This is a genomic window from Caulobacter sp. ALps2, from assembly GCF_058681635.1.
Genome location: NZ_CM178743.1, coordinates 2,441,714 through 2,457,762, shown reverse-complemented (window position 1 = coordinate 2,457,762; position 16,049 = coordinate 2,441,714). Strand labels below are relative to the sequence as shown.

General features: G+C 68.4%; 14 protein-coding genes and 1 tRNA gene. 7 read left to right on the top strand and 8 right to left on the bottom strand.

Features of this window, described 5'->3' with window-relative positions:
* The first annotated feature begins 47 nt into the window (after positions 1-47).
* Positions 48-479 carry a helix-turn-helix domain-containing protein gene (locus ACW173_RS11740; RefSeq protein WP_492085551.1) on the top strand — a complete coding sequence of 144 codons (432 nt, stop codon included), beginning with the start codon at positions 48-50 and terminating at the stop codon, positions 477-479.
* A gap of 106 nt (positions 480-585) precedes the next feature.
* On the opposite strand, the gene ACW173_RS11735 is transcribed toward ACW173_RS11740, so the two are convergent.
* A complete protein-coding gene (locus ACW173_RS11735; protein WP_492085550.1) occupies positions 586-939 on the bottom strand; it encodes a PilZ domain-containing protein in 354 nt (117 codons plus the stop codon).
* A 222-nt stretch (positions 940-1,161) separates the two neighbouring features.
* On the opposite strand from ACW173_RS11735, the gene ACW173_RS11730 reads away from it, so the two are divergent.
* Positions 1,162-2,154 carry a glucokinase gene (locus ACW173_RS11730; RefSeq protein WP_492085548.1) on the top strand — a complete coding sequence of 331 codons (993 nt, stop codon included), beginning with the start codon at positions 1,162-1,164 and terminating at the stop codon, positions 2,152-2,154.
* Here the strand turns inward: ACW173_RS11730 and ACW173_RS11725 are convergent.
* The gene (locus tag ACW173_RS11725) at positions 2,151-3,356 is read right to left on the bottom strand and encodes a methionine gamma-lyase (RefSeq protein ID WP_492085546.1); all 1,206 of its coding nucleotides are present in this window, start codon (positions 3,354-3,356) and stop codon (positions 2,151-2,153) included. The genes ACW173_RS11730 and ACW173_RS11725 overlap by 4 nt on opposite strands.
* A 118-nt stretch (positions 3,357-3,474) precedes the next feature.
* Here ACW173_RS11725 and ACW173_RS11720 point away from each other — a divergent pair, with 118 nt between their 5' ends.
* The 4 genes from ACW173_RS11720 to ACW173_RS11705 all read left to right on the top strand — a co-directional run bounded on the left by ACW173_RS11720 (position 3,475) and on the right by ACW173_RS11705 (position 8,134).
* Positions 3,475-3,933, top strand: coding sequence for an Lrp/AsnC family transcriptional regulator (locus ACW173_RS11720; protein ID WP_492085979.1), 459 nt, complete (start codon positions 3,475-3,477; stop codon positions 3,931-3,933).
* Positions 3,934-4,010: 77 nt separating this feature from the next.
* Positions 4,011-5,429 (top strand): sensor histidine kinase, encoded by a 1,419-nt coding sequence (locus ACW173_RS11715; RefSeq protein ID WP_492085544.1) that lies wholly within the window; start codon positions 4,011-4,013, stop codon positions 5,427-5,429.
* Positions 5,430-5,612: 183 nt separating this feature from the next.
* A complete protein-coding gene (locus ACW173_RS11710; RefSeq protein ID WP_492085542.1) occupies positions 5,613-6,998 on the top strand; it encodes a glycoside hydrolase family 47 protein in 1,386 nt (461 codons plus the stop codon).
* 128 nt (positions 6,999-7,126) lie between these two features.
* On the top strand, positions 7,127-8,134 hold the full coding sequence (locus ACW173_RS11705) for a glycerophosphodiester phosphodiesterase family protein (protein ID WP_492085540.1): 1,008 nt from the start codon (positions 7,127-7,129) through the stop codon (positions 8,132-8,134).
* Positions 8,135-8,195: 61 nt separating this feature from the next.
* Here the strand turns inward: ACW173_RS11705 and ACW173_RS11700 are convergent, their stop codons facing one another.
* The 6 genes from ACW173_RS11700 to ACW173_RS11675 all read right to left on the bottom strand — a co-directional run bounded on the left by ACW173_RS11700 (position 8,196) and on the right by ACW173_RS11675 (position 14,641).
* Positions 8,196-8,531: a hypothetical protein gene (locus tag ACW173_RS11700; protein ID WP_492085538.1), complete on the bottom strand. Its 336-nt coding sequence runs from the start codon at positions 8,529-8,531 to the stop codon at positions 8,196-8,198.
* 62 nt (positions 8,532-8,593) lie between these two features.
* Positions 8,594-8,670: transfer RNA gene (locus tag ACW173_RS11695), tRNA-Met, on the bottom strand.
* 44 nt (positions 8,671-8,714) lie between these two features.
* The gene (locus ACW173_RS11690) at positions 8,715-9,779 is read right to left on the bottom strand and encodes a glycosyltransferase (protein WP_492085534.1); all 1,065 of its coding nucleotides are present in this window, start codon (positions 9,777-9,779) and stop codon (positions 8,715-8,717) included.
* 89 nt (positions 9,780-9,868) lie between these two features.
* Positions 9,869-13,114, bottom strand: a complete 3,246-nt coding sequence (locus ACW173_RS11685) for a S41 family peptidase (RefSeq protein WP_492085530.1) — start codon at positions 13,112-13,114, stop codon at positions 9,869-9,871.
* An 89-nt stretch (positions 13,115-13,203) separates the two neighbouring features.
* Positions 13,204-14,322 (bottom strand): NAD(P)/FAD-dependent oxidoreductase, encoded by a 1,119-nt coding sequence (locus ACW173_RS11680; RefSeq protein ID WP_492085528.1) that lies wholly within the window; start codon positions 14,320-14,322, stop codon positions 13,204-13,206.
* Positions 14,323-14,356: 34 nt separating this feature from the next.
* Entirely contained in the window at positions 14,357-14,641 is a 285-nt protein-coding gene (locus ACW173_RS11675; protein WP_492085526.1) for a hypothetical protein, read from the bottom strand.
* Positions 14,642-14,690: 49 nt separating this feature from the next.
* Here ACW173_RS11675 and ACW173_RS11670 point away from each other — a divergent pair, with 49 nt between their 5' ends.
* The gene (locus ACW173_RS11670) at positions 14,691-16,049 is read left to right on the top strand and encodes an APC family permease (protein WP_492085524.1); all 1,359 of its coding nucleotides are present in this window, start codon (positions 14,691-14,693) and stop codon (positions 16,047-16,049) included.

The window sequence follows — 16,049 nt, the reverse complement described above, 5'->3', positions numbered from 1 at the left end:
CACGGTCGTGTCATCTTCCCCGAACAACCGTTGGAGGCGGAAAAAACATGAGCGAAGAAACCGAAGGCCGACGCCCCAACCCTGTCGATCTGCATGTCGGCGGCCGGGTCCGGATGCGTCGCAAGCTGATGGGCGTGAGCCAAGAGCAGTTGGCGGACTCCCTGGGTCTGACCTTCCAGCAGGTGCAGAAGTACGAACGCGGCGCCAACCGCGTCAGCGCCTCGAAGCTGTACGAAATCGCCAAGACCTTGCAGGTCCCGGTATCGTTCTTCTTCGACGGCCTCGCTGACCCGATGAGCGGCGCGGAAGTCGACGACGCCACCCAGCACGCCGAGAAGGTGGTCCAGGAATTCCTGACCACGCCGGAAGGTCTGGAGCTGGCCGAGGTGTTCCCGCGTATCGGCCGCGGCCGTGTCCGCCGTCAGGTCCTGGACCTGGTGCGCGCGATGGCCGACGAAGCCTCTCGCGAGACCGCCTGAGCGGGATACTCACGCGGCCGCCGCGCCAACCTTGGGCGCGGTTAGTACAGAGTAAGACGAGACCTCGGCTGGCGGGCCGGGGTCTTTGTCGTTTCTGGGCTCTGATTCAGCCGGTCGAGACGTCGGACTGGGAGGCCAGCCAGATGCGCTTGGCCATGCCGGCGGCGGCCGGCGCCAAGCCTCGAAGGTCGTAGGTCCGAACGATGCGAAGGCCGATCTCGCGGTCGCGCTGCCAGGCGACGGTGACGTCGTGCGCCAGGCCCGCGGCCAGGTCGACCAATTGAACCTGCCCGGGCGGGGTGGTGTTCGACAGCATCTGGATACGCGCGCCGCTGCTCGACAGATCGCGGATCACGCAGTCCCAAGCGAAGGCGCCGCACAGGACCTTGCCGGACCTCTGAGTCTGGATCCGGACCGCTGTCCGACGATCACTTTCCACGCCTGACGCGTACTTCGCCATGGGTGGATAAACGCACGGCGCGGTTAATCGCCCGTGCAAATTTAAGATTTTTATAGTGAAGGTTAACGTAGGTGGGACCCGAAGCGGGTTTCACGCATCGGTGCTGACAACCTTGTCATAACGCCGTTCGTCGGTGATAGCTTGCGTTTACCGGTCGATGTTACCGCTACAACAACACTGATCCGAAGCCGGACAAAAGAACCGGCCAGGCGAGGAAACAACATGGCTAAGGGATCGGTCTTGCTGGCCGACGTGAACGGGCGCGACCTGGCGGTCGCCGTGGTGCGCCCCGGCGATCCGCCGCGCGAGCATCAGGAACTGGCCTGCGCGTCGTTGCGTGAACTGGAACACCACCTGACGACGGTCCTGGCCGACACCCGCCACGGCGAACTTATCGGCGCGGCGATCTGCGGCGCGGGTCCCGAAATCGACGGCGCGATAGCCCTGACCGCGGGCGACTTCACCGTGACCCAGTCGTGGCTGCGAGCGGTGCTGAAGACGCCCCGTGTGGCCCTGCTCAACGACTTCGCCGCCTGCGCCCTGGGCGCGCCGCGCCTGGCCCCGAAGGCCATGACCGTGATCCATGACGGCAAGCCGGCCAAGAATGCGCCGATCGCGGTGATCGGCCCTAATCTTGGCCTGGGAGTCGCCGGCCTGTCGCCGCATCGCATCGACGGCTGGGTTCCCGTGGTCAGCGAAGGCGGCCACATCGACTTCACCCCGGGCGAAACGCGCGAGGTCCCGGTCTTCTCGGCCCTGCAGGCCAAGTACGGGCGGGTCTCGGCCGAACACTTCCTGTCGCAACAGGGCCTGGTCGACATCCACGCGGCCCTAGGAAACATAGATGGGGGCGGCGGCGAGGCCGACAGCGACGACCTGATCCTGACCCGCGTTCGCGACGGCGACGCGCGGGCCCGCGAGGCGGTGTCGATCTTCAGCGCGCTGCTCGGAGCCTTCGCTGGCGACGCGGCCCTGATGTTCGCCGCCCGCGGCGGGGTCTACATCAACAGCCCGCTGATGGAACGCATCGACGGCCTGCTGGACCACGCCGCCTTCGCCAGACGCTTCTCCGACAAGGGCCGGATGAGCGCGTACCTGAAAGGCATCCCGGTGTATCTGGCGAACGGCCGGTGCACCCTGCTAGGCCTGTCGGGACTCTTCAGCGCCAGTGACATGAAGTACTCGGCCGAAGAGGTGAAGTTCCTGGATTGCTAGGCCAGGGCCGCCACCTTCTCGACGTCCAGCGCCCTCTCCAGATCGCCCAGGATATCGCCCACCTCCTCCAGCCCGACCGACAGCCGCACCAGCCCCTCGCCAATTCCCGCGGCCGCCCGTTCCTCGGGCGCGTAGGTCGAATGCGTCATGCTGGCCGGGTGCTGGATCAGGGTCTCGGCGTCGCCTAGCGACACGGCGCGGCGGATCATCGTCAGGCGGTTCATCATCACGACACCGGCCGCGTGGCCGCCCTTCAGTTCGAAGGCGATCATGCCGCCGCCGCTGGACATCTGCCGAGCGGCCAGGTCGTGCTGCGAGAAGCTCTCCAGGCCCGGATAGAACACCCGGTCGACGGCCGGATGAGCCTCCAGCCAACGGGCGACGGCCTCGCCGCTCTGGCCGTGGCGGGCCATGCGCAGCGACAGGGTCTTCAGACCCCGCAACACCAGGAAGGCGGTGAACGGCGACATCACCGCCCCGGTCATGTCCTTGACGCCCACGAGCCGTACGCGGGCCATGTCCTCGACGCCGCCGACCGCGATGCCGCCGATCAGGTCGCCGTGGCCGCCCAGGTACTTGGTGGCCGAGTGGACGACGATGTCCGCGCCCAGGGCGATCGGCCGGGTCAGCACCGGCGTGGCGTAGGTGTTGTCGACCACCACCTTTGCGCCCGCTTCGTGCGCGACGCGGCTGATCGCGGCGATGTCCACCAGGCGCATGTTCGGATTGGCCGGGGTCTCGAAATAGACGATCCGCGTCTTGGCCGAGATCGCCGACGCCAGCGCCGCGGGATCGGTCATGTCGACCGGGCGCACCGTGACGCCGAACCGGGTCAGGCCGTCGCGCAGGAAAGCGAAAGTGCAGCCGTACAAAGTCTGGTCGGTGATCACCTCGTCCCCAGTCCGCAGGAAGCTCCACAGGGTGGCGGTGATCGCGCCCATGCCCGAGGCGGTGGCCACGGCGGCCTCGGCGCCCTCCAAGCTCGCCAGGCGGCGCTCCAGGAGGTCGGTCGTCGGGTTGGAGATCCGCGAATAGAAGTGCCCCTGCCGCTGTCCGGCGAACATCTCGCCGCCGGCCTCGGCGCTCTCGAAGGCGAAGGTCGAGGTCAGGTGCACCGGCGGCGTCAGCGCCCCGTGCTCGTCGGCGGGATCATAGCCCGCGTGAATCGCCCGCGTGGAGAAGCCGCCCTGATCGCTACGCATGTGTCACTCCTTAATTGAGATGACAGTGGCGCGAGGCGGGCCGTGATAGATTGCGAAGTCTGCCACGATGGGGTTCCATTTTGGCAGATTCTGCTCAAGGAGCCCGCCTTCCATGCCGATGGACGCCAAGGACCGCCAGATCATCCGCGAGCTGCAGAAAGATGGCCGCCTGACCAACCAGGACCTGGCCGAGCGGGTGAACCTGTCGCCCTCCCCCTGCCTGCGCCGGGTGCGCAACCTCGAGGCCGAAGGGGTGATCACTGGCTACACCGCCCTGGTCGACCAGAAGGCCTACGGCCTGCCCATCACCGTCTTCGTCCGCGTGCGCCTGAACAGTCCAAGCCAGGACCTGATCACCGGCTTCGAGGCGCAGGTGGCGCGCATCGACCAGATCCTGGATTGCTTCCTGCTGGCCGGGAGCGACGACTATCTGCTGCGCGTTATCGTCGACAGTCTCGAGGCCTACGAGGACTTCATGCGCCGCAAGCTGCACGCCATCCCCGGCATCGCCTCGATCGACACCAGTTTCGCGTACGGCGTGGTCAAGCAGACCCGGGTGTTTCCGGTCGCGGGCTGACCGCGACGTCACCCTGGGTACATCTCACGCGAAATTCAGTCGAAGCCTTGCCGTTCCGCCAGATACAAACGCGACCGATGATCGATGAAGCGCCACCCTTGTCCGCGTCTCCAAGCGTTACGACCGCGCTGAAGCACGCGCCGTTGGGCATCGCCATCTTCGACAGCCAGATGCGCTACCTGGCGGCGTCACGTCAGTATCTGACCGACCAGAACCTGCCGGCCGACATGCCGCTGATCGGTCGCCGCCACTATGAAGCCTTTCCCGAGGTGCCGCAGAAGTGGCGCGATCTACACGCCCGGGTGCTGAACGAAGGCGTCGAGCTGCGCCACGAGGGCGATCCGTATGTCGACCGCGAGGGCCACACCCAGTGGATCCGCTGGTCGATGGCGCCCTGGCGGACGGATGGCGGCGAGATCGGCGGCCTGGTGCTCTACACCGAGGTCGTCACCGCCAATATCGAGGCTCGCCAGAAGCTGGAAGCCGCCGAGGCCCGCTATCGCGCCGTCTTCGATCAGGCCGCCATGGGCGTGGCCCGCCTGACGCCGAGCGGCGAAATCCTGGAGGCCAACGACAGCTTCTGCGCCCTGTTGCAACGCCCGCGCGACGACCTGCTGGGCGTGCCGATCCAGGGCCTCGCCCACCCCGACTTCCTGGAGGAGGTCCTGGCCTCCAGCTTGGCCCTGCTGAACGGCGAGCGCGAGACCTGCTCGGCCGAGCGCCGCTTCCTGGTTCCCGGCGGCGACATCTGGATCCACCTGACCGCTTCCATGGTGCGGATCGACGACGAGCCCGCCTACATTCTGGCGATCATCTCCGACATCAGCGTCCGCAAGCAGGCCGAGAACGCGCAGGCGAACCATCAGAGCCAACTGCGCCTGCTGATCAACGAGCTGAACCACCGGGTGAAGAACACCCTGGCCACCGTCCAGTCGATGGCCGCCCAGACCCTGCGCAACGAGCCCGATCCCGTGGTGGCCTTCGAGAAGTTCGAAGCCCGCCTGATGGGCCTCTCGCGGGTGCATGACATCCTGACCCGCGAGAGCTGGCACGGGGCCGAGCTGCACGAGGTGACCGAGCGGGCCCTGCGTCCCTTCGACGAGGCCGGCACGCGGTTCAGCGTCGAGGGTCCGCCGGTGCGCCTGCAGCCGGGCGGCGCCCTGACCATGGCGCTGGTCCTGCACGAGCTGGCGACCAACGCGCTGAAGTACGGCGCCCTGTCCAATCCCGACGGGCGCGTCGACCTGACCTGGACCTACGATCCGGCCGCCCGCCAGCTGGAAGGCAAGTGGATCGAAACCGGCGGCCCGCTGGTCTCCGAACCCACGCGCAAGGGCTTCGGCTCGCGCCTCATCGAGCGCAGCCTGCGCGGCGAGCTGAAGGGCGCGGCGGTGATGGATTATCGTCCGGAAGGCCTGCATTGCACGCTCAGCGCGCGTTTGCCGGAAGCTCCCCCAGAAAACTCTGACGGGAATCCGACACTACCGCTCGCCTGAATGACCTAATGGGAAACTTAGTCGACCACCGTATGGCGGCTCGTCCCCCGTTGTGTCGTCCTAGGCGAGCAGATCCCCGGTCAATCCCACCGGCCGGGCGACTTTGTCGGCCGGGATGTCGTGAATCCCGGCCGGCTGCTTTCCCCTCTCGTTGGATCGCTCGACCGCCGGTAGGCTGGCGCCATGACGCCTGCCCGACTCACGCGCCGCTCCGCCCTGACCGCTCTTGGCGCCTCGCTGTGCGCCCCCGGCCTCGCGGTCGCCCGATCCGAAGACTGGGCGGCCCTCGCCGCCGACGTCCGGTCCGAGTTCCAGTGGGCTTGGCGGGGCTATGTCGCCAAGGCCTGGGGCAAGGACGAGATCAATCCGGTCAGCGGGACCTCGCGCTCGTTCTTTATCGAGGGCCATGACCTGGGCCTCTCTCTGGTCGAAGCTCTGGACACCCTGTGGATCATGGGTCTGGACGCCGAGTTCCTGGTCGGTGTCGACTGGGTGAAGTCGTCCCTCGACTTCGATGTCGACGGCGAAGCCCAGGTCTTCGAGACCAACATCCGCCTGGTCGGCGGCCTGCTCTCGGCGCACCTGGCGTGCGGCGATCCGGTGCTGCTGGCCAAGGCCCGCGACCTGGCCGACCGGCTGATGAAGGCCTTCGACGCCTCCCCGCACGGCCTGCCCTGGCGTTATGTGAACCTGAAGACCGGCGCGGTCCGCGATCCCGAGACCAACCTGGCCGAGATCGGCACCTACATCACCGAGTTCGGGGTGTTGAGCCAGCTGACCGGCGACAAACGCTATTTCGACGCCGCCAAGCGGGCCATGAAGCACGCCCTGGACCGCCGCTCGAAGATCGGCCTGATGGCCGCCAATATCGACGCCCGCACCGGCGAGTTCACCAGCCGCAACGCCAGCATCGACGTCTATGCCGACAGTTTCTACGAATACCTGTGGGACGCCTGGGAACTGTTCGGCGACGCCGACTGTAAGCGCTGGGCGGTCGAATGCGTCGACGCACAGCTGACCCATCAGGCCAAGCGCTACGACAATCGGCTCTGGTTCCCGATGGTGGACTTCGAGACCGGCGCGGTGACCTCCACGGCCCAGAGCGAACTGGCCGCCTACTATGCCGGCCTCCTGGGCCAGGTCGGGCGCAAGAAACAGGGCGACGACTATCTGGCCTCGTTCACGGAGCTACAGGCCAACTTCGGCGTGATCCCGGAGTCGATCGACGTCGCCACCCGTCAGCCGCGTCGCAAGCACACAGGCCTGCGCCCGGAATATCCCGACGCCTGCCTGAACCTGTGGCTGGTCGATCGCGACGAGCGCTATCGCGCTTTGGCCGCCATCCACTATCGCCAGATGAAGGCCACCAGCCGCGCGCCTTTCGGCTACACGGCGCTGAAGGACATCACGAGCAAGCCGATGACCCAGGGTGACAACTGCCCCGGCTACTGGTGGTCCGAGCAGATGAAATACTATTACCTGCTGTTTTCCGACACGCCGCGCATCGACTACGGTCAGCTTCAGCTGAGCACCGAGGCCAACGTGCTGCGAGGCTTCCGCAAGCCTTAGCTGACCGACTTCTCGGCATGGCGACGGCGGTGAAGCCTACCCCGCGCCGTCATGTCAGTTGGTCCAAACTGCCGTATGCTTGTCGCGTGAATCGGTCATGTGGAGTGAAGGCCGGAGGCTCTTCGACCATGCGACGTCTCGCGTTCTCGATCATCCTTACGCTGGTTCTGGCGGCAAGCTCGGCCCAGGCCGGCGCCCTGCGTGACCGCCTCTACGATCCGGCTGATGGCGTCCTGGTGGTCGCCCACCGCGCTTGCCACCGCCCCGCTCCCAGCCACGGTTTCGACCAGAGCGTTCCCGAAAACTCCTTGGCCGCGCTGGAACGCTGCGTCGCGCTGGGCGTCGACCTGGTCGAGATCGACGTGCGCCGCACCCGCGACGGCGCCCTCGTCCTGATGCACGACGCCAAGGTCGATCGCACCACCGACGGCAAGGGCCGCGTGTCGAGCCTGACCTTGGCCCAGGTCCAGGCCCTGCGCCTGAAGGACGTCCATGGCGGCGACGAGGCTCCGCCGACGCTGGAAGCCTTCCTCCACGCCGCCCAGGGCCGCATCCTGGTCAATGTCGACCTCAAGGGCTCGCTGGCCGACGAGGCCGCCGTGGTCGTGCGCCGGACCGACGCCGCTGACTGGGTGCTGTTCAAGGCCAAGGCCGGCCTGGGCGCGCCGCCGCTCGCCGACCTGCCGCCGTACCGGGACCTGGCCTTCATGCCGATGGTCGCCGGCAAGGCCGCCGAGCGTCCGCTGGGTCTGGCCCGGATCACGGCGCGGCAAGCGTCCGGCGACCGCCAGATCCCCGCCGTCGAAATGGTCGCGCTGCGCCGGGACAGCTTCATCGCCGTACGGGACGCCGCCCGAGCCGCCCGCATCCGCGTGTGGACCAACACCCTGGCCACCAAGGGCTGGCGCGGCGTGCTGGACCAGTCGGGCGATCGCAAGGCGCTGCGGAATCCCGACAAGGCCTGGGGCCGCCTGATCGACCAAGGCGTCAGCATCGTCCAGACCGACTATCCGGCCGCCCTGCTCGACTATCTGGAGCAACGCGGCCTGCGCGGCCACGTCCCGACCTCTATCGCGATCGCAGACGCCGGACCGCCTGCTCTAGCGTCGATCGGCGCTTCGTCCAGGAGTCGCTGAGCGCGGCCGCCTCAGCGTCGAGCTTTCGACGACGGTGTTCCAGATCGGCCTCGGCGTCTCGTTACCGCGACTCCGCCGCTTCGAGCGCGGCCTCCGCTTCGGCCAGAGCCTGCTCGCGCTTGGCCTCGGCGGCCTCGTCTTTCTTCGGCCTAGGCTTAGATGGCGGCAGCGTGTCGACGGCCGCCTTCAGTCCGCCCTCGGCCCGACGGATCACCGCCCCCGGCGCGGCCAAGGCCGCCTTGGCGTCCGGCGCGTCTGGCGCTTCCTCGGCGACGCCTTCCTTGAAGAGATCCCGGTCCGTCTCCCACGCCGCCAGCGCCTTGGCGCGCGACGTCGCCGCCACGGTGTAGCGGTGGAAACCGTCCGACCAGGTGAAGACCTTGGGTGCGCGCGCCATGGGGCGAGAACGGGCGACGCGGCGGCGGCGTTGCCAAATCGTCCCTATGGAGCAGTCCGTCCTGGTGGCGGGGGGCGGGATCGAACCGCCGACCTGTGGGTTATGAATCCACCGCTCTAACCATCTGAGCTACCCAGCCATCGCCAGGACGGACGCGGGTCATACCTCCGAGTCCGCCCCGCATCAAGCCTTGGATAACATTCCGTCCAAAGCCGCTTCCAAGCGCCGCGCCAGCTCGCCAGGGCCGTAGTCCTTCAGAACCAATTCGCGCGCCGCCGCCGCCAGGCGCTTGGCCGCCTCGGGTTCGGCGACGAGTTCGCCCAGCGCCTCGGCGAGGCGATCGGGATCGTCGTTGGGCGTCAGGCGGCCGTTCAAGCCGTCCTTGAGGATTTCGTTGGGCCCGTCGATCTCGGAAGCGACCACCGGCAGGCCGACGGCCATGGCCTCCAGCAGGGTCAGTGGGAAACCCTCCTGGTGCGAAGGGAAGGCGAACAGGTCGCCCGAGGCCAGGAAGCCGGCGACGTCGTCGGTCCAGCCCACCAGCTTGACGCACGGCGCGAGATCCAGCTCGCGGATCAGGGCTTCCAGGGCGCCGCGCTCCTCGCCTTCACCGGCGATTTCGCAGGTCACGTCGATGTCCCAGGCCCTCAGCTTGCCCACCGCGCGGATCAGGACGTCGAAGCCCTTCTTGGAATGCAGGCGACCCGCGGCGACGATCTTGACCGGGCAGGTCTCGCCGGCCACGGTCCGGCGTTCGAACGGCGTCGCCCGCGCGGTCGGCGCGCTCACGGCGTTGGGGATGAACCAGACATGGTCTTCGGGCGCGCCGCGCTCGATCGCCAGCCGCGCCAGGTGCCGACCGACCGCCAGGTAGTGGACGCCGGGCGCGACCTCGAACGAAGGCTTGTGCAGGCAGACGGCCTGGACCACACCGGCCGGCGCGACCTTGCCGAACACCCGCGCGGGGCGCTGGCCGTGGCTGAGGATCAGGTCCGGCGCGGCGGAACGAACCACGCCCTTGGCGGCGGCCAGGGTCAGCGGGTCCCAGTCGGTGAAAGCGGCCATCGGCACCAGCGGCGGCGCGCGGCCCGCCTCGCGCCCAGCGACCTTGCCGCCCTTGCGCACCACGCCGACGCATTGGCCGCCGCGCCTGGAAGTCCACGCCTCCAGGATCGGCTGATAGTCGAGGAACACCTGCTCAAGGCCGCCCAAGCCCTTGCCCAGCATGGCGTGCAGGATGTTGGTCAAGGCGGGCTCCGGGGCGACGTTACGGGCCGGGACCATCGTGGGACCCGGCCGTGGTGTCAACGCGGGACCGGGGCTGGATGATCCGCCCCCTAATTCCCCAGCAACACCTTCACCGCAGCGTCCAGCTGCGCGTCGCCCGCCTCGCCCAGCGGCCGGTCGACATCGACGTCCACCGGCCGGGGATTGAGCTCCATGTTCTGCCCCCGCAGGTCCTCGATGCGGATGAACGGCAGGCGCACCACCGAGCCGTCGATCAGCTGGCGGCCGCCGGTGAAGATGATCCAGCCGGCGGTCGGCTTGCCGACGACCTTGCCAAGGCCGAGCGAGCGGTAGCCCTCGGTGAAGTCCTCTGCGTCCGACAGCGACGACTCGTTGGTGACCAGCACGGTCGGCAGGCCCAGCGCCCGCTGACCCAGGTTCTGGCGCGACGGCACCGGGAAGCGGTCGCGGGCGGTCATCATCAGGTAGTTGCGGCGCGCGAACACGTCCAGCGCATGGCCGTTGACGTAGCCGCCGTTGTTGTTGCGCACGTCGATGACCACGCCCTGCTTGCCCTGGTTCTGGGCGTCCAGGTCGATATAGAGCTGGGCCAGCGAGGCGTCGGACATGTCGGCGATGTGGACATAACCCAGCTGGCCGCCACTGACCTTGTCGACATAGGCGCGGCGGTCGTTGACCCACTGGCGATAGAGCAGGCCGGTGGCCGTGGCCGTCGCCACCGGGCGAACGATCGCTTCGCGGGTCTTGCCTGAAGCATCCGCGACCGTCAGCACCGTGCGCTTGCCGGCCTGGCCGCGCAGCAACTTGTCCAGGTTGACGCCGGGCGACAGCTTCTCGCCATTGACCGCGACCAGGGTCTCGCCGGGCTTGATCGAGCCTTCCAGCGCCGCCGGCCCGAGCACGATCACTTCGCGGATCACCAGGCCCTTGCCAGCCTCATAGTCCCCGCGGTCGAAGCGCAGGCCCAGATTGGCGGCGCGCACCACCTGGACGGACGGATCAGGCGCTTTGTTGATACCAGAGTGCGAGGCGTTCAGCTCGCCGATCATCAGGTTGATGTCGCGCCGCAGCTCATCGCCGGTGCGGGCGCCGGCGATGTAGGGCGCCCAGCGCTGACGCAGCTGCTCCCAGTTCGCGCCATGGAACTTCGGGTCATAGAAGCCCCGGTTCAGCACGCCCCAGGCCTGCTCGAACACCACGGTCTTCTCGACGTCGAAGTCGACGTCCAGCTCGGCGTTCGCCGCCAGGGGCTTGGGCTTGGGCTGCTCGATGGGCGAGGAGACGATCGAGCCGCCCTCGAGGAAGAACACCTCCTTGCTGTCGCGCGTGAAGGCGATGTCGCCCTTGGGCTTGCGGGTCGAGGTCAGCTGCACCGGGACCGGCGGTTCCTTGGCCAGCTCGTCCAGGTTCCAGGTGTAGAAGTTGGTCTGGCCGGCCTGGCGGGCGCGGAAGACCAGCACCTTGCCGTCGGGGCTGATCAGCGGGTCGCCGACATCCATGCCCAGCGGCAGGTAGCTGGCGCGCTCGCGCAGCCCCTCGAACACGATGCGGACCGGCTCGATCTTCTTCTTCGGCGCGGCGGGCTTGGCGTCCATGACAGGCTTGGCTGGCGTGTCGGTCTTGGCCGGCTCGGGCTTGGAGTCCGGCGCCGGCTTGTCGGGCGCGTCGGCCGGCTTGAAGAGGTCGCGGAAGGCGTCCTCCTTGAACTTCGGCACGTTGGGCAACAGGTCGACGCGCAGGATCTTGGCGTCCTCGCTGCGCTGGCCCATGTCGACCAGCAGGTACTTGCCGTCCGGCGACCAGGCGACCTTGCCGACATTGCCGTTGGCCAGGAACGTCACCGGCCGCGCCGCCCCGCCATCCAGCGACACGACATTGACGTTGTCGAACGCCTTGCGGTCGCTCACCGTGAAGGCGATCCAGCGGCTGTCGGGCGACCAGGTCAGCGGCGTGTCGTCGAAACCGCCCAGCGGTCCCTGGAACAGCACCCGGTCGGTCGCGACCTTGCCCGCCGGATCGAAGGTCATCACCCGGACCTCCCCGCCATCGCGGACATAGGCCAGAACCTTGCCGTCCGGCGACCAGGTCGGGACCGTGTTGCGCGCCGCCCCGGTGGTCACGGCCGTCTCTTGGGCCGTCGCGAAGTCGTAGGCGTAGATGTTGGCCGCCCGGTCGCGCTCGGAGACATAGACGAGGCGCTTGCTATCGGGCGACCAGGCCGGATCACGCTCCAGGATCGGGGTCCGGGTCACCCGCTGAGCCGCGCCGCCGTCCTTGGTCGACACAGCGAACAGCTCGCCATGGGCGATGATCGCGGCCTTCTTGCCGTCGGGCGACAAGGCCAGGCTGTCGAAGCTGGTCTCGTTCTTGTGGGTCTCGCCAGCGGCGGCGGGCGCGCCGCGCGGGGCGATCGGGACCTTGGCGGCCTGGCCGGTCGCTGTGTCCAGCGACCAGATCGCGAAGTCACGCTCGAAGACGATCGTCTTTCCGTCATAGCCGATGCTGGGCCACAGCAAGCGGCCGTCGGTGAAGCGAGTGACCTGTCGCGGGACGCCGCCGCCTGAAGTCCCATTGAGCGGCAAACGCCACAGGTTCTCGGTCCCGCCCTCGTCGCTCATGTACCAGAGCGCCTTGCCGTCCGGGCTCCACATCGGCCAGGCGCGCTTGGCGCCGGCCCCCTTCTCGCTTGCTGGGACCAGCTTCTGGTAACCGCCGCCATCAACGGGCTTCAGCCACACCTCGCTCTCGTCGATGTGCGAGTGGCCGTTGCGCCACCACTGGGCGCTCGACATGCCACGCGCCACCAAGGCGATCGCGCGGCCGTCCGGCGACGGCGCGGCTTCGAACTCGTTCAGATAACGCTCGCGGCTGACTTCCAAGGGCGTGCCGCCGCTGGCGGCGACGCGGTAGACGTCGCCCAGCCGCGCCACGTCGTTCACACCCGAGGTGAAGTAGATCCACTTGCCGTCGCGTGACCAGCCGTCCAACACCTCGGCGCTGTCGCCGAAGGTCAGCCGGCGGAGCTCGCCGGTGGCCAGGGTCAGGACATAGAGGTTGGCCACGCCCGACCGCGTGGAGACGAAGGCCAGCGACTTGCCGTCGGGCGAGTACAGCGGGCGGGACTCGGTGGCCTCGTCGGTGACCAACAGGCGCGCCTGGCCGCCGGCGGCGGGGACGGTCCACAGGTCGCCGCCCGAGGCGAAGACGATCTCGCTCCCGTCCGGCGACAGGGCCGGCTCGGCGAAAGACGGCAGCGCCTGAGTGGCGGCCATGGCGGCGGAACCCAGCGCAAGCGCCGATACGGCGCCCAGCAGCGCCTTCAGTTTGAGACCCATGGGGGACGCCCCTCGCCCTAGAAACTCCGGAGACGGAATTGCTAGCACGCGCCGGAGTGTCGCCAAGGCTCAGCTACATGAAGGATTTGTCATGCGGCCAGCAGGCGGCTCGCGACCTCTTCGCCGATGGCCAGGCTGCTGGTCAGGCCGGGGCTCTCGATGCCGAACAGGGCCATCAGGCCCTCGAAGCCGTGGTTCTCGACGCCGCGCAGCTGGAAGTCGGGCTGCGGCTCGTCGGGGCCGTGCAGCTTTGGCCGTACGCCGGCATAGTCCGGGACCAGCTTGTCGTCGGGCAGACCCGGCCAGAACTTGCGGATATAGGCGGCGAAGGCCTCGGCGCGGGCCGGGTCGACCGAGTAGTCGGGGGCCGGCACATATTCCAGGTCCGGCCCGAACACCGCCTGGCCGCCCAGGTCGTTGCGGTAGTGGGTGCCCAGCGCCCCGTGGATCGGCGGCGGATAGATCAGACGCTGGAACGGCGCCTTGCCGGTCAGGCGGAAATAGACGCCCTTGCCGTAGTGGGCCTTGGGGATGTGGTCCGCGGGATAGCCTTCGATCCGTCCGGCGACGTCCTGTGAAGACAGGCCCGGCGCGGTGACCAGCAGGCGGCAGGTCAGGCTGGTAGGATCCGCTCCACCCGCCCGCACCGTGAAGCCGCCGCCCGGCGGAGCTTCGGCGCCCTCGAACGGCGTGGAGAGCACCACCGCCCCGCCGGCCGCCTCGATCTCGCCCTGCAGGGCCAGCATGTAGTCGTGGCTGGCGAAGACGCCGCTCTCCGGCGACAGCAGCGCCGCGTGGGCGTTGAGGCCGGGCTCCATCGCGCGGGCCCGCTCGCCGGTCAGGCGCTCCATGCCCTCGACGTCATTGGCCAGGGCCTGATCCCAGATGGCGTCCAGTCGCGAGATCTCGTCGTCGCTGGTGGCCACCACCAGTTTGCCGCAGCGTTTGTAGGCGACGCCGTGCGTATCGAGGAACGCGTACAGCAGCCGCCGCCCCTGGACGCACAGCTTGGCCTTCAACGACCCGGTCGGATAGTAGAGCCCGCCGTGGATCACCTCGGAATTGCGCGACGACACGCCCTGGCCGATGTGGGCTTGCTCTTCCAGCACCGCGACGATCAGGCCACGCCTGGCGAGGGCGTATCCACAGGCGAGGCCGACAGCGCCCGCGCCGACGACGACGGCGTCGAAATCGAATTCTTGAGTCATTTCAGGCTCGCCGAACGCGCGATCAAACAGGTGATCACGACTTCATTCCGGCCTTCATATCGGCCAGCATCTCGGACAGGAACGGCAGGCTGTCGCGGTCGTCAGGATCGACAACGTCGGCTTCCAGGACGTCCAGCAGCGCTTCCAGCTCGTCCGAACCGCCGACGATTTCCGCCGCGCGGCGATAGTTCAGCTCGGCCAGCTCCGCCGCGAGGCCCTCCTCCAGCGACGCGAACTCGCCGCGTTCCACCCGCGCCTGCAGGTCGGCGGCGTCCTCGGCGCTGAGCGTGACCGTCACGGGGCTAAGAGGCTTGTTCATGCCCCGAGCCTAACACGAACCACCAACCGCGCCAGCGCGTTGGCTCTTCATGACCACCCCGACCCGCCCCGAGAAACCGGAACTGCTGCGCGCCATCGGGCCAGTGCAGATGACGCTCTACGCGGCTGGCAGCATGATGGGCGCGGGCATCTACGGGCTGATCGGCAAGGCGGCGGGACAGGTCGGATCGGCGGTCTGGGCCTCGTTCCTGGTGGCGCTGGTCGCGGCGCTGCTGACGGGCCTGTCCTACGCCTCGCTGGCCTCACGCTATCCCAAGGCGGGCGGCGCGGCCTACATCACCGAGCGGGCGTTCCATCGCGGCCTGCTGACCCACGTGGTCGGCCTGGCGACGGCCTGTTCGGGCCTGACCTCGATCGCCGCCGGGGCCTGGGTGATCGGCGAGAACCTGCACACCTTCCCAGCGCTATCGGTCGCGCCGCCCGTGCTGCTGGCCCTGGCCTATGTGGTGCTGATGGCTGGGATCGTGTTCCGAGGCATCCGCGAGTCGATCTGGGCCAACCTGGTCTGCACCTTCATCGAGGCCGGCGGCCTGCTGTTGGTCGTGGTGGTGGGCGCGAGGTTCTGGGGCCAGGCCGACTTGTTCGACCTGCCGACCCCGGCCGACGGCGCGGCGACCGGTCTCGTGCCACTGCTGATCGTCCAGGGCGCGGCCCTGACCTTCTTCGCCTTCGTCGGCTTCGAGGACTCGATCAATGTCGGCGAGGAGGTCAAGAATCCGCGCCGCGACCTGCCCGTCGGCATCATCGCGGCCATGGCCATCACCGCCCTGCTCTATGTCGCGGTGGCGGTGACCGCCGTCTCGGTCATCCCCTGGCGCGAGCTGGGCGAGGCCAAGGCGCCGCTGGCGGCCGTGATGACCAAGGCCGCGCCGTGGCTGCCCGGGTGGACCTTCGTGATCATCACCGTCTTCGCCGTCGCCAACAGCGCGCTGGTGAACTACGTCACCGCCTCGCGGCTGCTGTACGGCATGGCCCGCGACGGCCGCCTGCCCGGCGCGCTGTCCAAGGTCCACGCCAGCCGGCGCACGCCGCACGTGGCCATCGGCGTGCTGCTGGCCATCGTCACGGTCCTGGTTCTGGCGGGGAACGTCACCCAGCTGGGCGAGGCCACGGCCCTGCTGCTGCTGGCCGTCTTCACCGTGGTCAACATCGCCCTGCTGGTCCTGCGCCGCCGACCTGGCGAGACGCGCGGAGCGTTCGAACCGCCGGCGATCGTGCCGATGCTGGGCGCGGTCGTATGCCTGGGCCTGATCGCCGTGCGCGTCGCCACCGGCGACCTCGCCGCGCCGCTGACGGCGGGCGGCCTGATCGCGGTGGTGCTGGTCCTCTATGCGGTCATGCGGCGAACCGCGCCCGACGCGCCCACGGCGCGCCGGACTTCGGGCTAG